Below are 20,152 nucleotides of genomic sequence, written 5' to 3' on the forward strand. Positions count from 1 at the left end.
ACGGGTGCACTGTCCCGCCGGGCCGGGCGCCCTTCCCGGTGCCCGCGACGCCGCTCCCGCGCGGCGGCCCGGCCGCCGGCCCGGAGGCGCGCCGTGCCCGTTGAACCGGCGACGGCCGGCGCCGTGCCCGGGGAGTCCGCGACGGCCGGCGCCGTGCCTGCGAAGTCCGCGACGGCCGGCGGTGCGACCGTGGAGCGGGCGTGCCCCCCGCGCCGCCCCGCCCGGCCGGCGCCGCACCCGTACGCCGTCGTACCCGGTGAGGAGGGGCGAGGGTGAACGAGCGGGAGCGCACCGGCCGCCTGCTCATCACGGCCGACCGGGTCTGGGACGGGGCCGCCACCGCACCCGTCCGGCACGGCTTCGTCCTCCTCGACGGCGACCGCATCGCCGCCGTCGGCCGCCGGGCGGACCTCGGCGACGGCGACGCGACGGCCGGCCCCCGGCTCGACCTGCCCGGGGCCACCCTCATGCCGGGGCTCATCGACGCCCATGTGCACCTGACCCTCAGCGGATCCGACGTGCCCGTCCGCGACTACCAGCGGGAGGCCCGGGCCGGCGCCGCCGTCCTCGCCGTACGCGCCGTCGTCAACCTGCGGGCCGCCGTGGAGGCCGGCGTGACCACGGTCCGCGACCTGGGCACCCTGAACGAGGTCGCCTTCCCGCTGCGCGCCGCGGTGGCCGACGGCCGGATCCCCGGACCCCGGGTGCTGACCAGCGGCCGGCCGATCACCGTCACCGGCGGCCACTGCCACTGGTTCAGCCACGAGTGCGACTCGCCCACCGACATCCGCAGGGCCGTCAGAACCCAGGTGCGCGACGGCGCCGACTGGATCAAGCTCATGGTCAGCGGCGGCAACCTGACCCCCCGCACCAACCCGATACGCCCCCAGTTCAGCGCGGAGGAGGTCCGGGCCTGCGTGGACGAGAGCGACCGGCTGGGCCGCCCGGTCGCCACCCACGCCTACGACCCGCTCAGCATCCGCCGGGCCGCCGCCGCGGGCGCGCGCACCATCGAGCACTGCCTCTTCGAGACGGCCGACGGCATCGCGTACGACCCGGCCACCGCCGACCTGATGGCCGCCCGCTCCATCGCCTTCGTCCCCACGATCAGCGGCGCCCTGCACCGGATGCGGGACGGCACCGACCTGATCGCGCCCCGGTTCCGGGACCGGCACCAGCGCGTCCGCGAGGTCTTCCGGCTGCTGCTCGCCGCCGGGGTGCCCCTGCTCGCCGGCTCGGACGCGGGCGTCCCGCACCGCACCTTCGCCGGCTTCCCGGCCGACCTGGCGGCCCTGGTGGGGGAGGACGGCATCGGGCTGACCCGCCGTCAGGCCCTGGTCGCCGCCACCTCCGGCGCCGCGGCCGGGCTCGGCATCGAGGACGCGGGCGTGCTGACGCCCGGACACCGCGCCGACCTGCTCGCCGTGGACGGCGACCCGCTGCACGACATCGGGGCCCTGCTGCGACCGCGCCTGGTCGTCGCCGCCGGGCGCCTGGTGCGCGGGCCCGGGGCACCGGCCGGCTGACACACCCGGCGGCACCGCACGCGGCCGGCCACGGGACGAGCCTGAGGGGAGCACGCATGAAATTCGGCATCTTCTTCGAACTGTCGGTGCCCCAGCCGCTGGGCCACGCCGACGAGATACAGGCCTACCAGGACGCCCTGGAACAGAGCAGGCTGGCCGACGAACTGGGGTTCACCACGGCCTGGGCGGTCGAGCACCACTTCCTCCAGGAGTACTCGCACTGCTCCGCCCCCGAGGTCTTCCTCACCGCCGTCGCCATGTCGACGTCCCGGCTGCGCGTGGGCCACGGGGGCGTGGTGTGCGTGCCCCAGATCAACCACCCGGTACGCGTCGCCGAACGGGCCGCCGCCCTCGACATCCTCTCCGGCGGCCGGCTGGACCTCGGAACCGCACGCGCCTCCACGATCACCGAACTCGGCGGCTTCATGGCCGACCCGGACACCACCAAGATGTCCTGGGACGAGTACATCGACGTACTGCCCCGCATGTGGACCGAGGAACGCGTCCGCTACGACGGCACCACCTTCACCCTGCCCGAGCGACCCGTGGTGCCCAAACCAGTGCAGGACCCCCATCCTCCGCTGTGGGTGACGGTCACCTCCCCCGGCACCGAACGCGACGCGGCCGACCGGGGCATCGGCTGCCTCGGGGTCGCCGCGGCGAGCTTCAAGGAACAGGAACGGCGCACCGGCGAGTACCGCAAGCGCATCCAGCAGTGCGACCCGGCCGGCCGCGCGGTCAACGACCAGGTGGCCACCATGAACTACCTCTTCTGCCACGAGGACGACGCCACCGCGAGCCGGGTCGGCGGCGCCATGTTCGACGCCTTCGGCATGCTCAACAGCCAGCTGCTGTGGGCGCGGGAGGTCTATCCCACCCCGGCGTACCGGTCGCTCGGCAATCTCGCGCCGGGCGGCGTCGACCGGGTCCGCGACGACGACCCGGCGGGCCGGCGCCCCGTACCCGAGGGCGTCGCCATCGGTGACCCGGACCGCATCGTCAAGGCCATCAAGATCTGGGAGAGCATGGGCGTGGACGCGATCAACTTCCTGCTGAACACGGCGAATCTGGTGCCCCAGGACCAGGTCCTGGCCAGCATGCGGCTGTTCGCCGCCGAGGTCATGCCGCACTTCGCACAGGACGGCGACTGATGCTCAGCGGAACCGCCGACCCCGACGCGATGGCCGCGCACGCCCCCTACGTCGCCGCCCCCGCCACCGAGCCGCTGGCCTGCCACGGCGCACAACTCCTCCAGCTCGTCTACCAGGTGGACGGCCACGCCCGGCAGGAGGTCCTGCCCCCGGCCCTGCACCCGGTGAACCCCCCGGTGATCACCGTGACCGTCCTGCGCGCCGCCGAGAGCGACGCGGGACCGTTCACCCTGGCCGAGACCCGCGTCGTGTGCCGGAGCGGCGCCCGCGGCAGGGGCTTCCACGTGGCGGCGTTCGTCGACGGCGAGCAGGCCGCCCGGCTGCTCGCCCGGCGATGGGGGTACCGGGTCCGCCCGGCCGCCGTCGGACTGCGCCTGCGCTACCACGGCGCCGCCGCCGAGGTCCGCGCCGACGGCCGTCTCCTGCTGGACGCGCGGCTGCTCGACCCCGTCCCGCTGGCCGCCGCCGACCTCCGGTTCACCGACGCCATGCACCTGGCCCGCACCCCGCGCGGCCCCCGCCTCCTCCAGGTGGAACGCGCCCACGACATCACGGACGCCCAGCGCGGCCGCCCACGGCTCGCCGCCTTCGACGCCGCGGACTGGGGCGAGCCCCGGCTGCGCCCCTCGCACCCGATATCGGCCGTCTCGCTCACCGGTGACGTGGTGTTCCGGCCGGTCCGGTACGTCTGCCGCGCCGACGTCAGCGCCTCGGAAGGGACGGAACGCCTTGACCACGCCTGACCCCGCACCAGCGCCCGACGGCCCAAGCGCCCACCTCACCGGCCACGAGCACGCCGCGCCGATGCGGCCGGGGCCCACCGGACCGCTGAAGGGCGTCCGGGTGGTCGACCTGACCCGCGCCGTGTCCGGCCCGTTCTGCACGATGATGCTGGGCGACCTCGGCGCCGAGGTCATCAAGATCGAACCGCCCGCCGGGGACCTGCCCCGGTTCGCCGGCCCGTTCACCAAGGACGACACCGGCCGGCACTACGGCGGCCTGTTCGCCAGCATCAACCGCAACAAGCTGGGCATCGTCCTGGACCTCGGCGTCCCCGCCGACCGGGAGCGGCTGCTGAGGCTCGTCGACACCGCGGACGTGCTGGTCGAGAACTACCGCTCGGGCGTGATGGAGCGCTGGGGGCTGGAGTACGAGGCGCTGCACGCCCGCAACCCCCGGCTGGTGTACGCGGCCATCCGCGGCTTCGGCGACCCGCGCACCGGAGCCAGCCCCTACGTGGACTGGCCCGCCTACGACATCGTCGCGCAGGCCATGGGCGGGCTGGTCAGCATGACCGGGCCGGCCGGGCACGAGGGCGTCCGGACCGGCCCCACCATCGGTGACCTGTACCCCGCCACGCTCGCGGCGGTCGGCGTCCTGGCCGCCCTGCACCACGCGCGGGCCACGGGGGAGGGCCAGCTGGTCGACGTGGCCATGGTCGACTCGGTCGTGTCCCTGTGCGAGACCGCCGTCTACCGCTGGTCCTACACCGGCGTGGTCAGCGTCCCCACCGGCAACAGCCATCCGCAGCTGGTGCCGTTCGACATCTTCCCCACCAAGGACGGGCAGTGCGCCATCGCCGCCCCGACGGACAACCACTGGAAGGTGCTGTGCGAGACGATCGGACGCCCCGACCTCGTCGCCGACGAGCGGACCCGCACCAACGGTGACCGGGTCGCCAACGCCGCCCTCGTGCACCACGCGGTCGCCGGCTGGACACGGGAGCGGACCACCGCCGAGATCGCCGTGGAACTCGGCGGCCGGGTCCCGCTGGGGCCGGTGAACGACGCCGCCGACCTGTTCACCGACCCGCACGTCCGGGCCCGGGACATGCTCGTCGCGGTGGACCAGCCCGGCGACGCCCGCCCGGTGGTGTTCCCCAACTGCCCGATCCGCTTCACCGCGACCCCCTCCGGGGTGTACCGGCGGCCACCGGTGCTCGGTGAACACACCCAGGAGGTCCTGGCACGGCTGGACGAGGACGGCCCGGCGCGGGGGTAGCCGGCGCCGCGGTGCCCGCGCCGGGGCGGGTCAGGGGCGGCGGCCGGCCAGGGCGAGCAGCCGGGTCTGCGGGTCCGCGCCGGGCTCCACCGCCACCTCGGCGAACCCCCACTGGGCGAACATCCGCGGGCGGCTGTCGAAGAGTTCCAGGCAGGCGTCGACCAGAGCGGCCGGCAGCCGGGGGGCGGGTTCCAGCGCCCGGCCGATGTCCCAGCCGTGGAGGAGCACGTCCACGAACCGCTGCCTGGCGTACACCCGGCCCGGCCGCTGCCCGTAGGAGAGCGGCCACAGGCGGTCCAGGGCGTCCTCGGCGGCGAACGCCTCGGTCGCCGCCGCGACGGAGGCCGCGTGCGCGGCGGCCGGGTCGTCGCCCAGCAGGTCCCCGTCGAGTTCCGTGCCGACCTCCTCGATCGTCCGGCCGCGGCCCAGCTCGCGCACCCACAGGTTCCCGGCCACGAGATGGTTCACCACCTGCCGTACGTTCCACCGCTCGCAGGGGGTCGGCGCCTGCCACCGGCCGGCGCCGACGGCTGCGACGAACCGGTCCGTGGTGAGCAGGGCTCGGGCGTGCAGGGCCCGGATGTCCATGGCGGGAACCACCGTTCTGGAGGTCGTGGGCGGGGCGGCCGGGCGGTGCTCAGGGCCGGGAGTGCCCCGCCGGGTTCTGCGCGGGGCGGGCGAGGAGCCGGTGGATCGACCGGTCGTAGGCCGCGGTACGGACGAACGCCTTCACGGCCAGCCGGCGCCGGAACTCCGGGTCGGTGGCGCCGACCCGGCCGCCGGCGGCGGTCAGGGCGCCGAGGACCGCGCCGTAGTCCGCGGGGTCCACGACGGGGAGCACGTCGGCGTGGTTCTTGGCGGCGGCCCGCACCATGGCGGGACCGCCCACGTCGATGGAGTCCAGCACGGCCTCGGAGGCGTCGTCCGGCGGCAGGTCGCGGAAGTTGCACACCAGGACGTCGATGCGGGGCACGTGGTGGTGCCGGACGTCCGCCTCGTCGGCCGGATGCCCCCGGCGGTACAGCAGTCCGCCGAAGACCGACGGGTGGAACGCCCGGACCCGGCCGCCCATCAGCTCCGGCACCCCGGACAGCTCGCCGATGACCGTGGCCTCCAGCCCGGCCTCCCGCAGCAGGCGGGCGGTGCCGGCGGTGGCCGCCAGGCGCAGGCCCAGACGGCTCAGACCGGCCCCCAGCTCCGTGATGCCCGTCTTGTCCGTCACCGACAGTACCGCGTACATCTGGGGCCTCCGGCCGGGTCAGTCCGCGAGCAGTGGCTCCACGCGGGACAGCGTCTCCTGGATGTTCTCCTCGGTGATCACCCGGCGTGCCTCCCCGGGCGTCAGCCAGCGCAGCGGCGCCTGCGGGTTCTCCGGGCGGATCGCGTCGGGGGTGTCCGTGGCCAGCACGAAACGGATGTCGGCGTGTTCGTGCGCCGCCTCCCGGGAGTTGGCCGGCACCGGCACGATCACCAGGTGCCGGACCCCGGCGTCCGGCCAGGGCACGAGGTCGGTCAGTCCCGTCTCCTCCCGCCCCTCCCGCAGGGCGATGGCGAGCGGGTCGGACTCCTCCGGATCGGCGTGCCCGCCGACCAGCAGCCAGGAATCGTGGCGCTGGTGCCAGCGCAGCAGGACCCGGCCGCTGTCCGGGTGCACGATCAGCGCGGACCCGGTGACGTGCAGCGGAGTCGACCGCCGCCACGGATCGCCCGACGCGACGAGGGAGCGCACCCGCTCCACGTCCGCGTGTTCCGCGGGGCTCTCCGGTGCGTAACGGGCGAGGAGTTCGAGGACGGTGTGCGGGGCTGTGGCCATGCGCGGCATCCTAGTGACGGGGAGCGCGCCGGACCGAGCATTTCGCTCCGCGGGCAGCCCCAGGAGCCGTTCGGCGATGATGTCCCGCAGCACCTCGCTCGTACCGTCCCCGATCGTGTCGCCCCGGCCCGAAAGGAACAGCCGCTGCCAACGGCCCGCCGGGTCCCCGGCCTCTTCCCCGGGGCCCGCGCCGAGCAGCCCGGCCGCGCCGGTCACCGCGAGGGCCGTCTCGCCGAACCGGCGGCGGTACTCGGCCCGCAGCAGTCCCGTCACGGCCGCCCCGGCACCCGGCGCCCCGGCCGCCGGCGGATCGGCGACGGTCAGCCGCAGCAGTGCCAATCGCGTGTAGGTTCGCGCCAGTTGGTCTCTGACCAGGGGGTCCCGCGTTCTCCCGGCCTTCTGCGCCTCCCGGACGAGATCCCGGAAGGCGGCCTCGAAACCGGTGAGCGAGGCCAGCGCGCGCCCGGCCCGCTGGTGCGCCAGGGCGGTCATCACCACCGGCCACCCGCCGCCCAGGCCGCCGACGACATCGCGCAGCGGAGCACGGGCCCCGTCGAACTCCACCTCGCACAGGTCCTGAGTCCCGTCCGCCGACCGGACCGGACGCACCCGGGTGCCGTTGCCCTCGTCCAGCCGCACCGCCACGCACGACAGGCCCCGGTGGCGCTCCGCGGCCGGGTCCGTCCGGCACAGCACCAGCGCCGTGCCGGCCCGCCGGGCACCGTGCACCCACGTCTTGCGGCCACTGATCACGATCTCGTCGCCCACCACCGTGCCCCGGGTCCGCACGGAGGCCGGGTCTGATCCGTGGGACGGCTCCGCGTACGCCTGGCAGTACGTGTCCCGGCCGGACCGGATCCCGGGCAGCAGCCGCGCCCGCTGCTCCTCGGTGCCGTGGGCCAGCAGGACCGGGCCGACGACCAGTTCACCGGTTCCCCGCCCGATCCTCGGCACGCCGGCGCGCGCGCACTCCTCCTCCAGCACCAGCACCTCGGGCACACCGAGCCCGGCCCCGCCGTACCGCCGGGGCCACGCGGGGCACACCAGCCCCGCGCCGAGCAGCCGGCGCTCCCACTCCGCGTGCGCCGCCGGCCGGCCGGGCACCGTGAGGCCGGGCGGGACACTGGCCGAGATCCAGGCCCGCACCCGGCGGCGGAACGGCCCGGCGCGGAACGGGTACGGGAACGCGGGCGTGCCCGGGGCTGCTTCCAACGTCTCCTCCGGTCAGACTCCGATCCGCCGAGCCAGCAGCTCGCGGTGGTGGGCGGCGTCACCGAAGAGCAGTTCGCTGCTCTTGGCCCGCCGGAAGTAGAGATGGGCGGGGTGCTCCCAGGTGAAGCCGATGCCCCCGTGGATCTGGATGTTCTCCGCGGCGGCGTGGAAGTACGCCTCCGAGCAGCAGGCCTTGGCCAGGCTCGCCAGGACGGGCACCTCGTCGTCGTCCTCGGCCACCGCCCAGCCCGCGTGGAAGGCCGCGGCCCGCGCCGACTCCACCTCCAGCAGCATGTCGGCGCACTTGTGCTTGATGGCCTGGAAGCTGCCGATGGGCCGCCCGAACTGCACCCTGAGCTTGGCGTACGCGACGGCCATCTCCAGCACCCGCTGCGCCCCGCCGGCCTGTTCGGCCGCCAGCGCCACGGCCGCCAGGTCCAGCATCCGGGCCACGGCGGGCCGGCCCTCGCCGTCGGCCCCGACCGGGCGGGCCCGCACCCGGTCGAAGGAGAGCCGGGCGAGCTTGCGGGTCGGGTCGAGGGTGGGCACCGGGGCGGCGGTGAGACCGGCGGCGCCCCGCTCCACGGCGAACAGCGACACCCCCGCCCGCGTCCTGGCCGCCACCAGCACCAGATCGGCGACGTGGCCGTCCAGGACGTAGTGCTTCTCTCCCGACAGCCGCCACGCCCCGTCCGGGGTGCGGGCGGCCTCCAGGGCGATGCCGCTCACTCCCCAGTCTCCCCGCCGTTCGGCGAGCGCGACCGTGGCGATGGTACGGCCGCTCGCGATGCCGGGCAGATAGTCCGCCCGGGCCGATTCGTCGTGCGAGGCGAGCAGCAGGTTCGCGGCCAGCGCCACGGTCGCGAAGTACGGCGCGCACAGCAGCGCCCGGCCCATCTCGTCGAGAACGACGCACAATTCGGCGTACGAGTAACCGGCCCCGCCGTATTCCTCCGGAATGATCAGCGCCATCAGTTCCAGTTGTTCCGCCATCTGCCGCCATACGGCCCGGTCGAACCCGTCCGTCCGCTCCATCAGGCGCCGGACCTCGGTTTCCGGTGATTTATCGGTGAGAAAACGGCGTACCGCGTCGCGCAACTGCTCGTGATCGTCACTGAAGGGGTGGGCCACGGCAACCACTCCCGCCGGCTGCGGCAATTCGTGGCAGCAACGTAATCGATGGCCGGGCGGGGCGGAAGTACGCGGCCGTATCAGGCCGGTTGTCGCTGCCCGGGACGCCCGTCGACGGTGCCGATCCGGCCAAGGGCGAACAGGCGGTGATCGCCTGGAGACGACTCCTTGACGGGTGCACCGGCCCGGGGAGACTCTTTTGCCCTGTGCGAGGCCATCGGCGTGTTCCGCAAACGCTCGTTTGGAGTGCCAGTGGGTGTTCCTCCGATGAAGCTCAGCGGCCGTATCCCTTCGATTAGCACGGACAATGCGGAGGCGGACATGCGGTCCGCGGCCGGGGACATCAGAACCCAGCTCACCGACTGGGGTTTCATGGCCGTCGAGGTACCGGGTATCGGCGCCCGCGTCGAAGAACTGACCCGCGCTTTCTCCGAGGCCTGCGACTCGGCCGCGCCCCGCCTGTCCGACTACGCCTATGAACGGGTGCCGCAGATCTCCAGCGGCGGCACCCACGGGTTCTTCCCGTACCTCTCGGAGGTGCCACGCCTGGCGCGCGGCGTGGCCGACCCGAAGGAGTTCATCCATGTGAGCGGCGCCATGATCGCCGACCGGCCGCCCGGCGCCGCACACGTCCTGGGCGCCTTTCCCCGGTTCGGCCGGGCGGCCGCCGGCGTCTTCGAAACGGCCTTCACCCTGGTCCGGCTGTTCGCCGAGGTGATCCACGGCATGCTGCCGCCCCACGCGCCCCCGCTCGAGCTCTCACGGGACGCGGCCAACCTCCGGGTCATCCGCTACCGGGACACCGACGGACGCGAGGTCCTCGCCCACGAACACTCGGGCATCCAGCTGCTGGGCCTGCAACTACCGCCCAGCGACCAGGGGTTGCAGTACGTCCTGCACGACGGCAGCTGGGTCGAGCCGGTGATCGCGCACACGGACGTCGTGCTGTGCAACATCGGCAGGATGCTCGCCAGGGCCTCCGACGGCCGCTTCCGCCCCTCCACCCACCGGGTGCACCGCCCGGACACCCGGGCGGGCTACGAACGGCTGTCGGCCGTGCTGTTCGCCTACCCGCCGCACGACGCGCGCCAGTGGCGGATCACCGCCGACGGGCACCTGACCGTCCTGGACTCCACCTGGGCCGACTTCATCGCCGACAGATTCGCGGGACTGGGCAGCACGCCCTACTGACCACCGCACAGCGCCCCGGCGTCCCGACAGACCCGTGAGCGGAAGGCAACGACATGGACACCGGCCCCCTCGCCCCGTACGACGCCGAGCAGTTGACCCGGCTGGCGGAGACGAGACCGCCCGACATCACCGGCCGCAGCAAGCAGCTGTGGCTGCTGCCCGACGACCTCTGTCTGGTCCGGCTCATCCCCAGCCTGCGCAGCTTCACCTACGCGCGGGACGAAATGGTGGACGAGACCGGCCCGTTGCGCCTGGACTTCTACGAACGCGCCGCCGCCCGACTCACCGGGGCGGGGGTGCGCTGCGCCTTCCGCGGCCGGGTCGCCGCGACCCTGTACCTGGCGGAGTACCGGCCCGCCCCGCCATTCGAGGTCATCGTCAAGAACGTGGCGACCGGCTCCACCACCCGCAAGTACCCGGGGCTGTTCCCGGACGGGCAGCCGCTGCCCCGCCCGGTCGTGAAGTTCGACTACCGGGTGGACCCGGAGGACCAGCCCATCGGCGAGGACTACCTGCGGGCGCTCGGCCTGCCGGTCGGCGCCATGCGGGACCAGGCGCTCGTCGTCAACGACGTGCTGCGCGACTGGCTCGCCCCCTTGCAGGTCTGGGACTTCTGCCTCATCTTCGGCACCGGCGCGGACGGCGGGCTGTGCCTGATCTCGGAGGTCTCCCAGGACTGCATGCGGCTGCGGCACGCGGACGGCTCGCCCCTCGACAAGGACCTGTTCCGCGACGGCGTGCCGGGCGACGAGATCGTGCACCAGTGGAAGCGGGCCTTCGATGCCCTCTGAGGCGCAGGGCCCCGTGGCGCTGGTGACCGGCACCAACCGGGGCACCGGCAGGGCCGTCGCCGCCGCCCTGCACCGGCGCGGCTACCGGATCCGGTCGCTGAACCGCACCCTGTCCGGCGAGGACTGGCTCGGGGAACTGCGCTGCGACCTCACCGACCCGGAGGCCGTCGCCGGGTGCGCCGCCGAGGCCGTCGCCGGGGCCGGGGGGCTCGACGTGTGCGTCGCCAACGCCGTCGACCGGGCCTTCGGTCCGCTGGCCGACCTGCCCGCGGGGGACTGGGACCGGCTCGTGGCGACCAACCTGACATCGGTGTTCCACCTGATCCGGCACACCCTGCCGGCCCTCCGCGCGAGCCACGGCCTGTTCGTCGCGATGGGCAGCCACGCGGCGACCCGCTTCTTCGAGGGCGGGGCCGCCTACAGCGCGACCAAGGCGGCCCTGAAGGCGCTGGTGGAGACGCTGCTGCTGGAGGAGCGGGGGAACGGCGTCCGCGCCTGCCTGATCTCCCCCGGTGCCATCTCCAATCTCGACGGGGACGAGACGCCGTACAAGATGAGCACGGAATCGGTCGGCGACTGTGTCGCGGCCGTGATCGACGGCTGGCCGCGCGACGTGGTCGTCGGGGAGCTGGAGATCCGTCCGGCCCGGCTCCCGGCGCCCCCGGTGACCGGGATCGACCGGCTGCTGCACGTCTGATGCCGGGGCGCGCCCGCCCGGCCGACGGCCCGGGCGGGGACGGCGCCGCCCTGTTCGACGGAACGCACGTCCGCAGACCGCTTACCACGCTCGGGGTGAAGACATGGTCTTACTCGCGCTCCCCACCGGCTCGCTGGAAGCGCCCACGCTCGACCTCCTCGCCGCCGCGGACCTGCCCGTGAGCAGACACGCGCCGCGCGCCTACCGCGGGACCATCGGCCATCCGGCCGTCGACCGGGTGGTCTTCCACAAGCCCCGGGAGATCCCCGTCGTCGTCGCGGGCGGCACCTGCGACATCGGGCTCACCGGAGCCGACTGGGTCGCCGAGACGGGCGCGAAGGTCGAGGTGGTGGACACCCTCGACTACTCCAAGTCCACCCGCTCCGGGTGGCGGCTGGTCCTGGCCGTGCCCGAGGACCACCCGGCGCGGACGGTGGCCGACCTGGCCGACGGCGTGCGGGTGGCGACGGAGTACCCGGCCATGGCCCGGGAGTACTTCCGGCGCTCGGGCGTACGGGCCACGGTCCTGCACTCGCACGGGACCACGGAGGCCAAGATCCCCGACCTCGCCGACGCCGTGGTGGAGGTCGTCGAGACCGGTTCGTCGCTGCGGCAGAACGACCTCCGGGTGCTGGACACGGTCAGACGGTGCGGGGTGAATCTCGTCGCCAACCCCGCCGCCTGGGCCGACCGGAGCACCCGGGCGACGATCCGTGCCCTCTCCGCCCTGCTGCGCGCCGCGTACGCCGGCCCCCTGCACCGGTTGCTGACCATCGTCCTGCCCGCGGACCGCTGGGACCGGGCCGAGCCCCTGCTGCCGCCGCGCTGGTGGCGCCTCGACACGGGCGCCGCCCCGGGCCTGATGGTCCTCCAGGGGGTCTGCGCCGCCGCCGAGGTCGCCGGCGTGGTGACCTCCCTGGTCGAGCAGGCCGGCGCGATCGAGATCGTGGAGACGCCGATCCGCAAGCTGGTCCGGAACGCCCCGGAGTGAACCCCGCCGGGCCGCCGAACACCCGTTGACCGCTCCGGCGGCTCTGGATAACCTCGCCGGGATCATTCGAACACCGAAGCGAAACTTTCGCTCCACGCCCCAGGCGCGGGTCATCCCGGAAAGGACTCGATGTGCCGAGCGCGCCCGAGAGCGGCCTCAGCCTCAGCGACCCCGTGATCCCGGGATTCCACCCCGACCCGAGCGTCTGCCGGGCCGGCGAGGACTACTACCTCGCCTGCTCCAGCTTCGAGTACTACCCCGGCATCCCGGTCTTCCACAGCCGCGACCTGGTGCACTGGACCCAGATCGGCAACGCCCTGGACCGGCCGGGCCAGCTGCGGCTGCCGCCCGGCGCGCCCTCGTCCGGCGGGCTCTACGCCCCGACGCTGCGCTTCCACGACGGCCGCTTCTGGCTGATCGTGACGAACGTCAGCGGCGACGGAAACCTCCTGTTCACCGCCGCCGACCCGGCCGGCCCCTGGTCCGACCCGGTCCGGCTGCCCGGGGTGCACGGCATCGACCCGGACCTCGCCTGGGACGACGACGGCACCTGCTGGTGCACCGTCGCGGGCGTCAGCCAGGTCCGCATCGACCCGCACACCGGCCGGACCCTCGGCGAGCCGCGGCGCGTGTGGTCCGGGACGCCCGGTGCCAAGGCCCCGGAGGCGCCGCACCTGTACCACATCGGCGACTACTGGTACCTCCTGATCGCCGAGGGCGGTACCGAGCGGTGCCACGCCGTCTCGGTCGCCCGGGGCCGCACCCCCGACGGCCCGTTCGAGCCCTGCCCGGCCAACCCCGTCCTGACCCGTCGCGGCACCGACCACCCCGTCCAGAACACCGGCCACGGCGACCTGGTCCAGGGGCCCGACGGTTCCTGGTGGCTGGTGTTCCTCGGGGTCCGGCCGCGCGGCGGGTCGCCCGGCTGGCACGTGCTGGGCCGGGAGACGTTCCTGGCCCCGGTGACCTGGGTGGACGGCTGGCCGGTCATCGGCGAGGGGAGACCCGGCCAGGCCCCGCCGCCCTGGCCGCTCCAGCCGCCCGCCGCCGCCCCGGCCCGGGACGACTTCGACTCCGGCGCCCTGGCCCCCGGCTGGATCTCGCCGCGCGCGCGGCGCGAGGAGGACTGCACCACGGGGGAACGCGCCGGCTGGCTGAGCCTGCGCGCCCGCGGGGCCTGCCTGGACGACCCCGACGTCACCTTCGTCGGCCGCCGCCAGCAGCACCTGTCCTGCCGCGCGCGGACCCTGGTCGACCCGGCCGACGGGAGCGGCGGGCTGGCCGTACGCCTGGACGAGCGGCACCACTACGAGATCGAGGCCACGACGGGCGAGGTACGGGTGATCGCCCGGATCGGCCCGCTGCGGTCGGTGGTGGCCTCCCGCCCGTCGGCCGGCGGCCCGGTGGTGCTCGGCGTCGAGACGACCCCCGCGCAGGGGTTCACCGACCCGCGCGAGGGACCCGACACCGTCGCGTTCGGCGTGCGGGAGGCGGACGGCACGTTCACGGAACTCGCCCGGCTCGACGGCCGGTACCTGTCCACCGAGGTCGCCGGCGGCTTCACCGGCCGGGTGATCGGCCTGTACGCCGCGACGGGAACCGTCCGCTTCGACTGGTTCGACTACGAGCCGTACGGGGACTGAGGCGGGGCGGGCCGGGCCGGCCGCGCCCGGGAATACCCGCCGCCCGGCACCGGTTCGGGGAGGAGTTGGTTGATGTATCAATCAACGGCCGCTCAGGACCGAGGGAGGACTCATGAGCGACACCTTCCGCGACCACCCGGCGACGGGCGGAGTGGCGCCGGACCGCTGGGCGAGCGCCCTGCACCTGTTCGACAACGGCCCCGGCGTCCCGCGCGAGGAGACCACGGCCGAGCGCTGGGAGCGCGCCCTGCTGCTGTTCGACGCCAAGGACTACACCGGGGCGGCCAGGCTGCTCACCACCGTGGTCGAGGAGGTCCCGGAACAGACCGCGCCCCGCCTGCTGCTGGCCCGCGCCTACTACCACTCGGCCCAGCTGCGGCGGGCCGAGGAGCAGCTGCGGCGGATCATCGACCGGGACCCGGTGGAGCACTACGCCCACCTGATGCTGGGCCGCACCCTGGAGCGGCAGGGCCGTCCCGAGGAGGCCGCACCCTGGCTGCGCCTCGCCGCCGCCTTCGCCGGCGAGGCCCCCGCGAGGGGCTGACGGTCGCCGCCGGTTCCGTCCGGCGCCCAGGGCATCCTCCGGGGCCGGGCCGGGCCGGGCCGTGTGCGGCGGCGGACAGGGGCGCGCGGACGTCGGTGGCGAGGTCGTGGAGGCAGCCGGCAGCCGAGCAGGCCGCCGGCCGGCCCTTCGCCCCGCCGCCCGCCGCGCTGGGAGTCGTGACGGTGACGGGCGCACCGGCATCGCTGACGACCGTCGCCGTGGTGGCGAACGGCCACGCACCAGGACGTGTCGCAGCCACCCGGCCGCGGCCCGGCCTCACCGGCGGTGCGACACGGCCAGCTCGAAGAGGTAGCGCTTCGTCACCCGGCCGCCGTACCGCCCGTCGATCAGGCCCGCGACACAGCCGAGCAGACCCTCCCGGGCGGCCGGCGGCAGCGCCCGGTGACCGGAGTAGGTGCGCAGCAGGTCCAGGTACTCCGCCGTGCTGTAGGTGATGTCCCGCTCGTGGCGGCGGAAGACCGTGGGCCCGAACCGGCCGCTGCGCGCCACCTCCGCCGCGTGGTCCGAACCGTCGAGGCCGGCGGCCCTCGGGGGCAGCAGCCCGGGGCGGGTGTCCGGGTCGAAGCGTTCGTAGCAGCGCTGGACCTCGGCGAAGAACCGCTCGGTGCCGCCCCGCACATGCTGGGTGCGCACCACGGCGAGCGCCCCGCCCGGGCGCAGCGCGTCCGCGGCCCTGGCCATGCGCACCGCCGGGTCGATCCAGTGGAACGCCGTCGCCGAGACCACCGTGTCGAACGGCCCGGCCGGCAGCGGCCAGCGCTCGAACCGAGCGGTCACCACCTCCACCGCCGGATGGCCGGCCAGCTTGCGGCGGGCGACCGCGGCCATGCGCGGCCCCGCGTCCACGGCCGTGATCCGGCAGCCCCGCGCGGCCAGCGGCACCGTCGCCTGGCCGGTCCCGCAGCCCACCTCCAGCACCCGGCTGCCGGGGCGGACATCCGCGAGCTCCGCGAGATCGTCGTACAGCCGGGGCGGATACCCGGGCCTGGCCCGGTCGTACAGCTCCGCGTCCTCGTCGAAGGTCCGGCTCAGCCGGGCCCTCCGGGACTCCGCGGGCCGGTCGTCGCGTCGCGCGGCAGCGGTGTCGTCGGGCATGTGGAGCAGGGTAGGCGGCCGGCCCGAGCCGCGGTACCGGGTCTCGCGGTGCGGGCGGCCCGGGGGACCGCGGCGGACGAGCCGCGTGCGCGGGCTCACGGGCGTCGGAGATGCCTGGGGATGCCCGGTGCCAGGGGGTCTGTCGGGGGTCTGTCGGCCGTCGGGGGCGGGTGGCTGGGGCGTGTCACAGGCGCGAGGTCTTCCGGCGTGGGAGGGCATACGGCTTCCCGGTGTCGGAGACGTACGGTCCCCGGGAGCCGTCACCCCTCGGCCGGGCCCGGGTCGGCCAGGCGGCGGGCGGTCTCCACCACCGCGGCGCGATGCCGGGCCAGATGCTCCGGGGACGCGGGACCGCCGTCCCCGTCCGTCCAGAACCAGGCCTGGGCCGCGGCCAGGACCATGGTCAGCAGATCGGCGGGCGCCATGGCCCGGGACAGCTCGCCGCGCGCTTGCACGGCGGCCACCTCGGCGGCCCGGCGCCGGAAGCCCTCCGCCTCGGATCCGAGGCCGGCGGGGCGCTCCAGCAGCTTCCACAGCCGTAGCCGCAGCAGGTCCGGCCGGGCCACCAGGTGGTCGAAGACGGCGCCGGCGTATCCGGGCAGGTCGTCCGCGTCGAACGGGACGGACTCGGGGCCCGCCTCCGCCGCACGGCGCAGCACCTCGTCGAACAGCCGCTCCTTGCTGCCGAAGCAGGCGTAGATCAGCCGTTTGTTCGCCCCGGCGGCCGAGGCGATCCGGTCCACCCGGGCGCCGGCGATGCCGTGGGCGGCGAATTCGGCGATGGCGGCGTCGAGCAGCCGGGCTTTGGTCGCGTTCGAGTCCCGGGGCATGCCCGCCACCCTAACCAGTGAGATCCGCTTGTTGACCCGTCTGCGGCCGGGGACCGAGGGCCGCGCACACCCGGCCACCACACCCTCCCCGCCCCGCCGCCGTGGCCGTCCCCGGTCCCGTGCCGCATCGTGGAGATGGCTGCTGATCTGTGGGGACGACCGTCTCGGCCGCCCGCGGGACGAGCCGGCCGCACCGGTGGCACCGGTGGTGCGGCCGAGGGAAGGAGCGCGTTTCCATGAGTCGAGAGAAGCGGCGCCCGGAGCAGGCCGGCTCCCTGACGGGCGCCGCGGCCGACCCCAGCGGGCTGCTGGACCTGCTGGGCGTCGCCGCGGTGCTGCTGGAGGCCGACGGAAAGATCGACATGTGGAGCCCCCAGGCCGAGGAACTGTTCGGTTACACCCGCGGCGAGGCGGTCGGGCAGTACGCGGCACCGCTGCTCCTCCACCCCGAACACCAGGACGCGGCGGTCACCCTGTTCGCCGAGGTGATGGAGACCGGCCGGCGCTGGGCGGGAGCCTTCCCCGTCCGGCTCAAGGACGGCAGCAGCCGGATGATCGAGTTCCGCAACGTCCGGCTGACGGACAGCCTCGGCGACCACTACGCCCTGGGGCTGGCCGTCGACCGCGTCGCCCTGCGCCAGATGGAACGCAAGCTGGCCCTGTCCAACCGGCTGGTCACCCAGGCGCCGATCGGCCTGGCCGTCATGGACACCGAGCTGCGCTATGTCGCCGTGAACCCCGCCCTCGCGGCCATGCACGGCGTCACCGAGGCGGGCCACGTCGGCCGCGGATTCCGCGAGATCCTCTCCGACCCGGCCTTCGAGGACGCCGAGGCTCTGATGCGGCGGGTCCTGGAGACCGGCACCCCCGTGGTGGAGCAGCAGGTCGTGGGCCGTACGCCCGCCGACCGGGAGCAGGACCACGCCTGGGCGGTGTCCGTCTACCGGCTGGAGGACCACCGCGGCCGGGCCCTCGGCATCGCCAACGTGGTGGTCGACGTCACCGACCGGTACCGGGCGGCGCGGAAGGCCGACCAGGCCCAGCGGCGGCTGCGCCTGATCGCCGACGGCTCGGCCCGCATCGGCACCACCCTGGAGGTGGAGCGCACCGCGCGGGAACTGGCCGACGTCCTGGTGCCCGGCCTCGCCGACATGGTCGCGGTGGACCTCCTCGACTCGGTCCTGCAGACCGGCCGTACCGACCTGAGCGACGGCCCGGCGCTGTTCCGCGCCGTGGCGGTGAAGACCGCCTATCCCACCGACGCCGGCCGCGCCATGGTGCCGCCCGGCCGGCTCACCACCTACCACGCCGACCACCCCGCCTCGCAATGCATCCGCACCCGCCGCCCCCTGCTGATCAGCCACCTGGGCGGCGGCGACCACTCCCGCATCGCCGCCGACTCCGAGGCCGCCGCACTGCTCGCCCGGGCCGGCGTCCACACCGACATGGCCGTCCCGCTCATCGCCCGCGAGAAGATCCTCGGCGTCATGGGACTGGCCCGGGCCCGCAACCCGCTGCCGTTCGACGAGGACGACCTCACCCTCGCCTGCGAACTGGCCTCCTCCGCCGCGCTGAGCATCGACAACGCCGTGCTGCACCAGCACATCCGCAGCGCCGCCGAGACCCTCCAGCGCAGCCTCCTGCCCCAGCCCCCGCCCCGGCGCCCCGGCCTGGAGGTCGCCGTCCGCTACCGGCCCGCCCAGGCCCGCGACGAGGTCGGCGGCGACTGGTACGACGTGATCCCGCTCGACGGCGACCGCACGGCCCTCGCGGTCGGCGACGTCATGGGCAGCGGCATCCCGGCCGCCACCACCATGGGCCGGCTGCGCACCGCGACCGCCACCCTGGCCGATCTGGACCTCGACCCGGCACGGATCCTCACCCACCTCGACAAGATCACCCGCGAGCTGGACCCGTACATCGCCACCTGCGTGTACGCCGTCTACGACCCCCACCGCGCCCGGCTGCACGTGGCCTCCGCCGGTCATCTGCCCCCGGCCCTGGTGCGCACCGGCGAGCCGCCACGGCTGCTGGACCTGCCCACCGGCACGCCGCTCGGCGTGGGCGGCGTCCCCTTCGAGAGCACCACCGTCGACCTGAAGCCCGGCGATCGTCTGGTGCTCTACACCGACGGGCTGGTGGAGACCCGCGACGCCCCCATCGACGCGCGCCTGGAGGTCCTGCTGCGTCTCCTGGCACCACCGGACCGGTCCACCGAGGAGACCTGCGACCGGCTGCTGCGCCTGCTGCGGCACCCGGCCGACCGCGACGACGTCGCCCTCCTCATCGCCTGCGCACAACCCCTCGCGCCCGCCTGAGCGCCCCGGCGCCGCCCGGCCGGGTGAGGACGGCCACAGCGGCGAAGAAGCAGAAGCCCCAGGGGTGACCGATCCCGGCGGGCACCAGGGCCCCCGTGACCGACGGGCCGACGAGGGAACCGGCGCGGCCGATGCCGGACGCCGAGCCGAGGGCGGTGTTCCGGACGGCGGCCGGATAGAAATGCGTGACGTACGCGTACACGAGCACCTGTGCGGAGGTGCTCGTGGTACCGGAACACCGGCGCGCCGAGGACCAGGCAGAGATCGTGACCCGCCAGCGCCCGGCAGGCCGGCTCGATGCCCGCGGGCAGCCCACCGCGGAACTGCGGATGGCGGTTCGGGAACGGCAGCCGGAACACCGGGGGCGCCGCCCACACCGGTCCGCCGAGCCGCTCGGCCAGCCGCACAGCGTCATCCCGTCCGTGTCGATGTTCCCGCCCAGCACCGGGGCGGGAAGCCGCGCCGCGGCCACCGCCTCGGCCAGCCGGCGCCCCTGCGCCGGGCCGGGCACCCCCGCCCGCTCGACCCGGCGCTCCAGCACGGCCGGCGCGTTCTCGTCCGCGTCGGCCGCCCAGTCGTCGTACGGCACGGACAGGAAGGCAGGACCGCGCCGCAGCCGCGCCTCGAAGACGGCCTGGGCGAGGGCGCGCGGCACGTCCCGCGCGCACGCCGGCTCGCACGCCCAGCACACGAGCGGGCGCATCAGGGCCGGGGCGTCGACGTCGGTGAGGTGGGCCTCCGGGCCGATGGCCGGCCGCACCTGCTGACCGGCCAGGACGACCAGTAGGGGGTACGGGAGGCCACCGCGTTCGTCAGGGCGCCCAGCGCGTTCCCGGAACCGGCGGCCGAGGGCAGGCTGACCAGCGCGGGCCGGCCGGACGCCTGCGCGTAGCCGTCGGCCATGCCCACGACCGCGCCCTCGTGCAGCCCCAGGACGTACCGGAAACAGTCGGGGAGGCCGGTGAGGAAGGGCAACTCGCTGGAGCCCGGGTCGCCGAAGACGGTGGTGAGCTGCTGGCGCGCCAGGAACTCATGGGCCATACGGCGCACGGACGGCACGGGCGGCCCCTTCCGGACGGGCGGTCCCTCGCGAGGCGACGCGGCCCACGCGGCGCCCGCCCACGCGGCGCCCGCCCACGCGGCGCCCGCCCACGCGGCGCCCGCCCACGCGGCGCCCGCCCACGCGGCGCCCGCCCA

The 20,152-nt window shown here is 74.9% G+C and carries 18 protein-coding genes and 1 pseudogene; 11 read left to right on the plus strand and 8 right to left on the minus strand.

What is annotated here, in order from left to right; genetic code table 11:
- Window positions 1–272: 272 nt before the first annotated feature.
- From AB0E62_RS23625 to AB0E62_RS23640, 4 genes are read left to right on the plus strand one after another with little or no spacing between them, the layout of a single operon-like run.
- Window positions 273–1,526, plus strand: a complete 1,254-nt coding sequence (locus AB0E62_RS23625) for an amidohydrolase family protein (RefSeq protein ID WP_362197096.1) — start codon at window positions 273–275, stop codon at window positions 1,524–1,526.
- Window positions 1,527–1,582: 56 nt separating this feature from the next.
- On the plus strand, window positions 1,583–2,677 hold the full coding sequence (locus AB0E62_RS23630) for an LLM class flavin-dependent oxidoreductase (protein ID WP_362197098.1): 1,095 nt from the start codon (window positions 1,583–1,585) through the stop codon (window positions 2,675–2,677).
- Window positions 2,677–3,420 (plus strand): acetoacetate decarboxylase family protein, encoded by a 744-nt coding sequence (locus AB0E62_RS23635; protein ID WP_362197101.1) that lies wholly within the window; start codon window positions 2,677–2,679, stop codon window positions 3,418–3,420. Before AB0E62_RS23630 ends, AB0E62_RS23635 begins: the two co-directional genes overlap by 1 nt.
- Complete coding sequence (locus tag AB0E62_RS23640) at window positions 3,407–4,678, plus strand: CoA transferase (RefSeq protein WP_362197104.1); 1,272 nt, start codon at window positions 3,407–3,409, stop codon at window positions 4,676–4,678. The genes AB0E62_RS23635 and AB0E62_RS23640 overlap by 14 nt, the downstream gene beginning before the upstream one ends.
- 30 nt (window positions 4,679–4,708) lie before the next feature.
- Here the strand turns inward: AB0E62_RS23640 and AB0E62_RS23645 are convergent, their stop codons facing one another.
- The 4 genes from AB0E62_RS23645 to AB0E62_RS23660 are packed head-to-tail and all read right to left on the minus strand — an operon-like array spanning window position 4,709 to window position 8,834.
- Window positions 4,709–5,266, minus strand: a complete 558-nt coding sequence (locus tag AB0E62_RS23645; protein WP_362197107.1) for a TIGR03086 family metal-binding protein — start codon at window positions 5,264–5,266, stop codon at window positions 4,709–4,711.
- A gap of 49 nt (window positions 5,267–5,315) precedes the next feature.
- Window positions 5,316–5,918, minus strand: coding sequence for a hypothetical protein (locus tag AB0E62_RS23650; protein WP_362197110.1), 603 nt, complete (start codon window positions 5,916–5,918; stop codon window positions 5,316–5,318).
- 18 nt (window positions 5,919–5,936) lie between these two features.
- Window positions 5,937–7,703, minus strand: a complete 1,767-nt coding sequence (locus tag AB0E62_RS23655; protein ID WP_362197113.1) for an acyl-CoA dehydrogenase family protein — start codon at window positions 7,701–7,703, stop codon at window positions 5,937–5,939.
- 12 nt (window positions 7,704–7,715) lie between these two features.
- Window positions 7,716–8,834, minus strand: a complete 1,119-nt coding sequence (locus AB0E62_RS23660) for an acyl-CoA dehydrogenase family protein (protein WP_362197116.1) — start codon at window positions 8,832–8,834, stop codon at window positions 7,716–7,718.
- 321 nt (window positions 8,835–9,155) lie between these two features.
- Between AB0E62_RS23660 and AB0E62_RS23665 the strand changes: the two genes are divergently transcribed.
- The 6 genes from AB0E62_RS23665 to AB0E62_RS23690 all read left to right on the plus strand — a co-directional run bounded on the left by AB0E62_RS23665 (window position 9,156) and on the right by AB0E62_RS23690 (window position 14,691).
- Window positions 9,156–10,025 (plus strand): 2OG-Fe(II) oxygenase family protein, encoded by an 870-nt coding sequence (locus AB0E62_RS23665; RefSeq protein ID WP_362197119.1) that lies wholly within the window; start codon window positions 9,156–9,158, stop codon window positions 10,023–10,025.
- A gap of 53 nt (window positions 10,026–10,078) precedes the next feature.
- Complete coding sequence (locus AB0E62_RS23670; RefSeq protein ID WP_362197122.1) at window positions 10,079–10,816, plus strand: phosphoribosylaminoimidazolesuccinocarboxamide synthase; 738 nt, start codon at window positions 10,079–10,081, stop codon at window positions 10,814–10,816.
- On the plus strand, window positions 10,806–11,513 hold the full coding sequence (locus AB0E62_RS23675; RefSeq protein WP_362197125.1) for an SDR family NAD(P)-dependent oxidoreductase: 708 nt from the start codon (window positions 10,806–10,808) through the stop codon (window positions 11,511–11,513). The genes AB0E62_RS23670 and AB0E62_RS23675 overlap by 11 nt, the downstream gene beginning before the upstream one ends.
- Window positions 11,514–11,616: 103 nt before the next feature.
- Window positions 11,617–12,504, plus strand: a complete 888-nt coding sequence (hisG, locus tag AB0E62_RS23680) for an ATP phosphoribosyltransferase (protein ID WP_362197128.1) — start codon at window positions 11,617–11,619, stop codon at window positions 12,502–12,504.
- A gap of 131 nt (window positions 12,505–12,635) precedes the next feature.
- Window positions 12,636–14,147 carry a glycoside hydrolase family 43 protein gene (locus AB0E62_RS23685; protein WP_362197131.1) on the plus strand — a complete coding sequence of 504 codons (1,512 nt, stop codon included), beginning with the start codon at window positions 12,636–12,638 and terminating at the stop codon, window positions 14,145–14,147.
- A gap of 112 nt (window positions 14,148–14,259) precedes the next feature.
- Complete coding sequence (locus AB0E62_RS23690) at window positions 14,260–14,691, plus strand: tetratricopeptide repeat protein (protein ID WP_362197134.1); 432 nt, start codon at window positions 14,260–14,262, stop codon at window positions 14,689–14,691.
- Between the two features lie 276 nt (window positions 14,692–14,967).
- Here AB0E62_RS23690 and AB0E62_RS23695 read toward each other — a convergent pair whose 3' ends face one another.
- Window positions 14,968–15,807, minus strand: coding sequence for a class I SAM-dependent methyltransferase (locus tag AB0E62_RS23695; protein ID WP_362197136.1), 840 nt, complete (start codon window positions 15,805–15,807; stop codon window positions 14,968–14,970).
- Window positions 15,808–16,067: 260 nt separating this feature from the next.
- Window positions 16,068–16,637 carry a TetR family transcriptional regulator gene (locus tag AB0E62_RS23700; protein ID WP_362197139.1) on the minus strand — a complete coding sequence of 190 codons (570 nt, stop codon included), beginning with the start codon at window positions 16,635–16,637 and terminating at the stop codon, window positions 16,068–16,070.
- Between the two features lie 236 nt (window positions 16,638–16,873).
- Here AB0E62_RS23700 and AB0E62_RS23705 point away from each other — a divergent pair, with 236 nt between their 5' ends.
- Complete coding sequence (locus AB0E62_RS23705; protein ID WP_362197142.1) at window positions 16,874–18,955, plus strand: SpoIIE family protein phosphatase; 2,082 nt, start codon at window positions 16,874–16,876, stop codon at window positions 18,953–18,955.
- On the opposite strand, the pseudogene AB0E62_RS23710 reads toward AB0E62_RS23705, so the two are convergent.
- A pseudogene (locus tag AB0E62_RS23710) lies at window positions 18,921–19,172 on the minus strand (MFS transporter); the annotation flags it as partial. The gene AB0E62_RS23705 and the pseudogene AB0E62_RS23710 overlap by 35 nt on opposite strands.
- 485 nt (window positions 19,173–19,657) lie before the next feature.
- Window positions 19,658–20,152, minus strand: a 495-nt coding sequence (locus tag AB0E62_RS23715) for a thiamine pyrophosphate-binding protein (RefSeq protein ID WP_362197145.1), incomplete at its 5' end; no start/stop codon positions are given.

The sequence above is a fragment of the Streptomyces sp. NPDC038707 genome (assembly GCF_040636485.1).
Taxonomy (GTDB): Bacteria; Actinomycetota; Actinomycetes; order Streptomycetales; family Streptomycetaceae; genus Streptomyces.

Coding starts and splice junctions, on each gene's coding strand:
- AB0E62_RS23630 (WP_362197098.1), top strand. CDS start 1,583: ATGAAATTCGGCATCTTCTTCGAACTGTCGGTGCCCCAGCCGCTGGGC.
- AB0E62_RS23635 (WP_362197101.1), top strand. CDS start 2,677: ATGCTCAGCGGAACCGCCGACCCCGACGCGATGGCCGCGCACGCCCCC.
- AB0E62_RS23645 (WP_362197107.1), bottom strand. CDS start 5,266: ATGGACATCCGGGCCCTGCACGCCCGAGCCCTGCTCACCACGGACCGG.
- AB0E62_RS23650 (WP_362197110.1), bottom strand. CDS start 5,918: ATGTACGCGGTACTGTCGGTGACGGACAAGACGGGCATCACGGAGCTG.
- AB0E62_RS23665 (WP_362197119.1), top strand. CDS start 9,156: ATGCGGTCCGCGGCCGGGGACATCAGAACCCAGCTCACCGACTGGGGT.
- AB0E62_RS23670 (WP_362197122.1), top strand. CDS start 10,079: ATGGACACCGGCCCCCTCGCCCCGTACGACGCCGAGCAGTTGACCCGG.
- AB0E62_RS23675 (WP_362197125.1), top strand. CDS start 10,806: ATGCCCTCTGAGGCGCAGGGCCCCGTGGCGCTGGTGACCGGCACCAAC.
- hisG (WP_362197128.1), top strand. CDS start 11,617: ATGGTCTTACTCGCGCTCCCCACCGGCTCGCTGGAAGCGCCCACGCTC.
- AB0E62_RS23690 (WP_362197134.1), top strand. CDS start 14,260: ATGAGCGACACCTTCCGCGACCACCCGGCGACGGGCGGAGTGGCGCCG.
- AB0E62_RS23695 (WP_362197136.1), bottom strand. CDS start 15,807: ATGCCCGACGACACCGCTGCCGCGCGACGCGACGACCGGCCCGCGGAG.
- AB0E62_RS23700 (WP_362197139.1), bottom strand. CDS start 16,637: ATGCCCCGGGACTCGAACGCGACCAAAGCCCGGCTGCTCGACGCCGCC.
- AB0E62_RS23705 (WP_362197142.1), top strand. CDS start 16,874: ATGAGTCGAGAGAAGCGGCGCCCGGAGCAGGCCGGCTCCCTGACGGGC.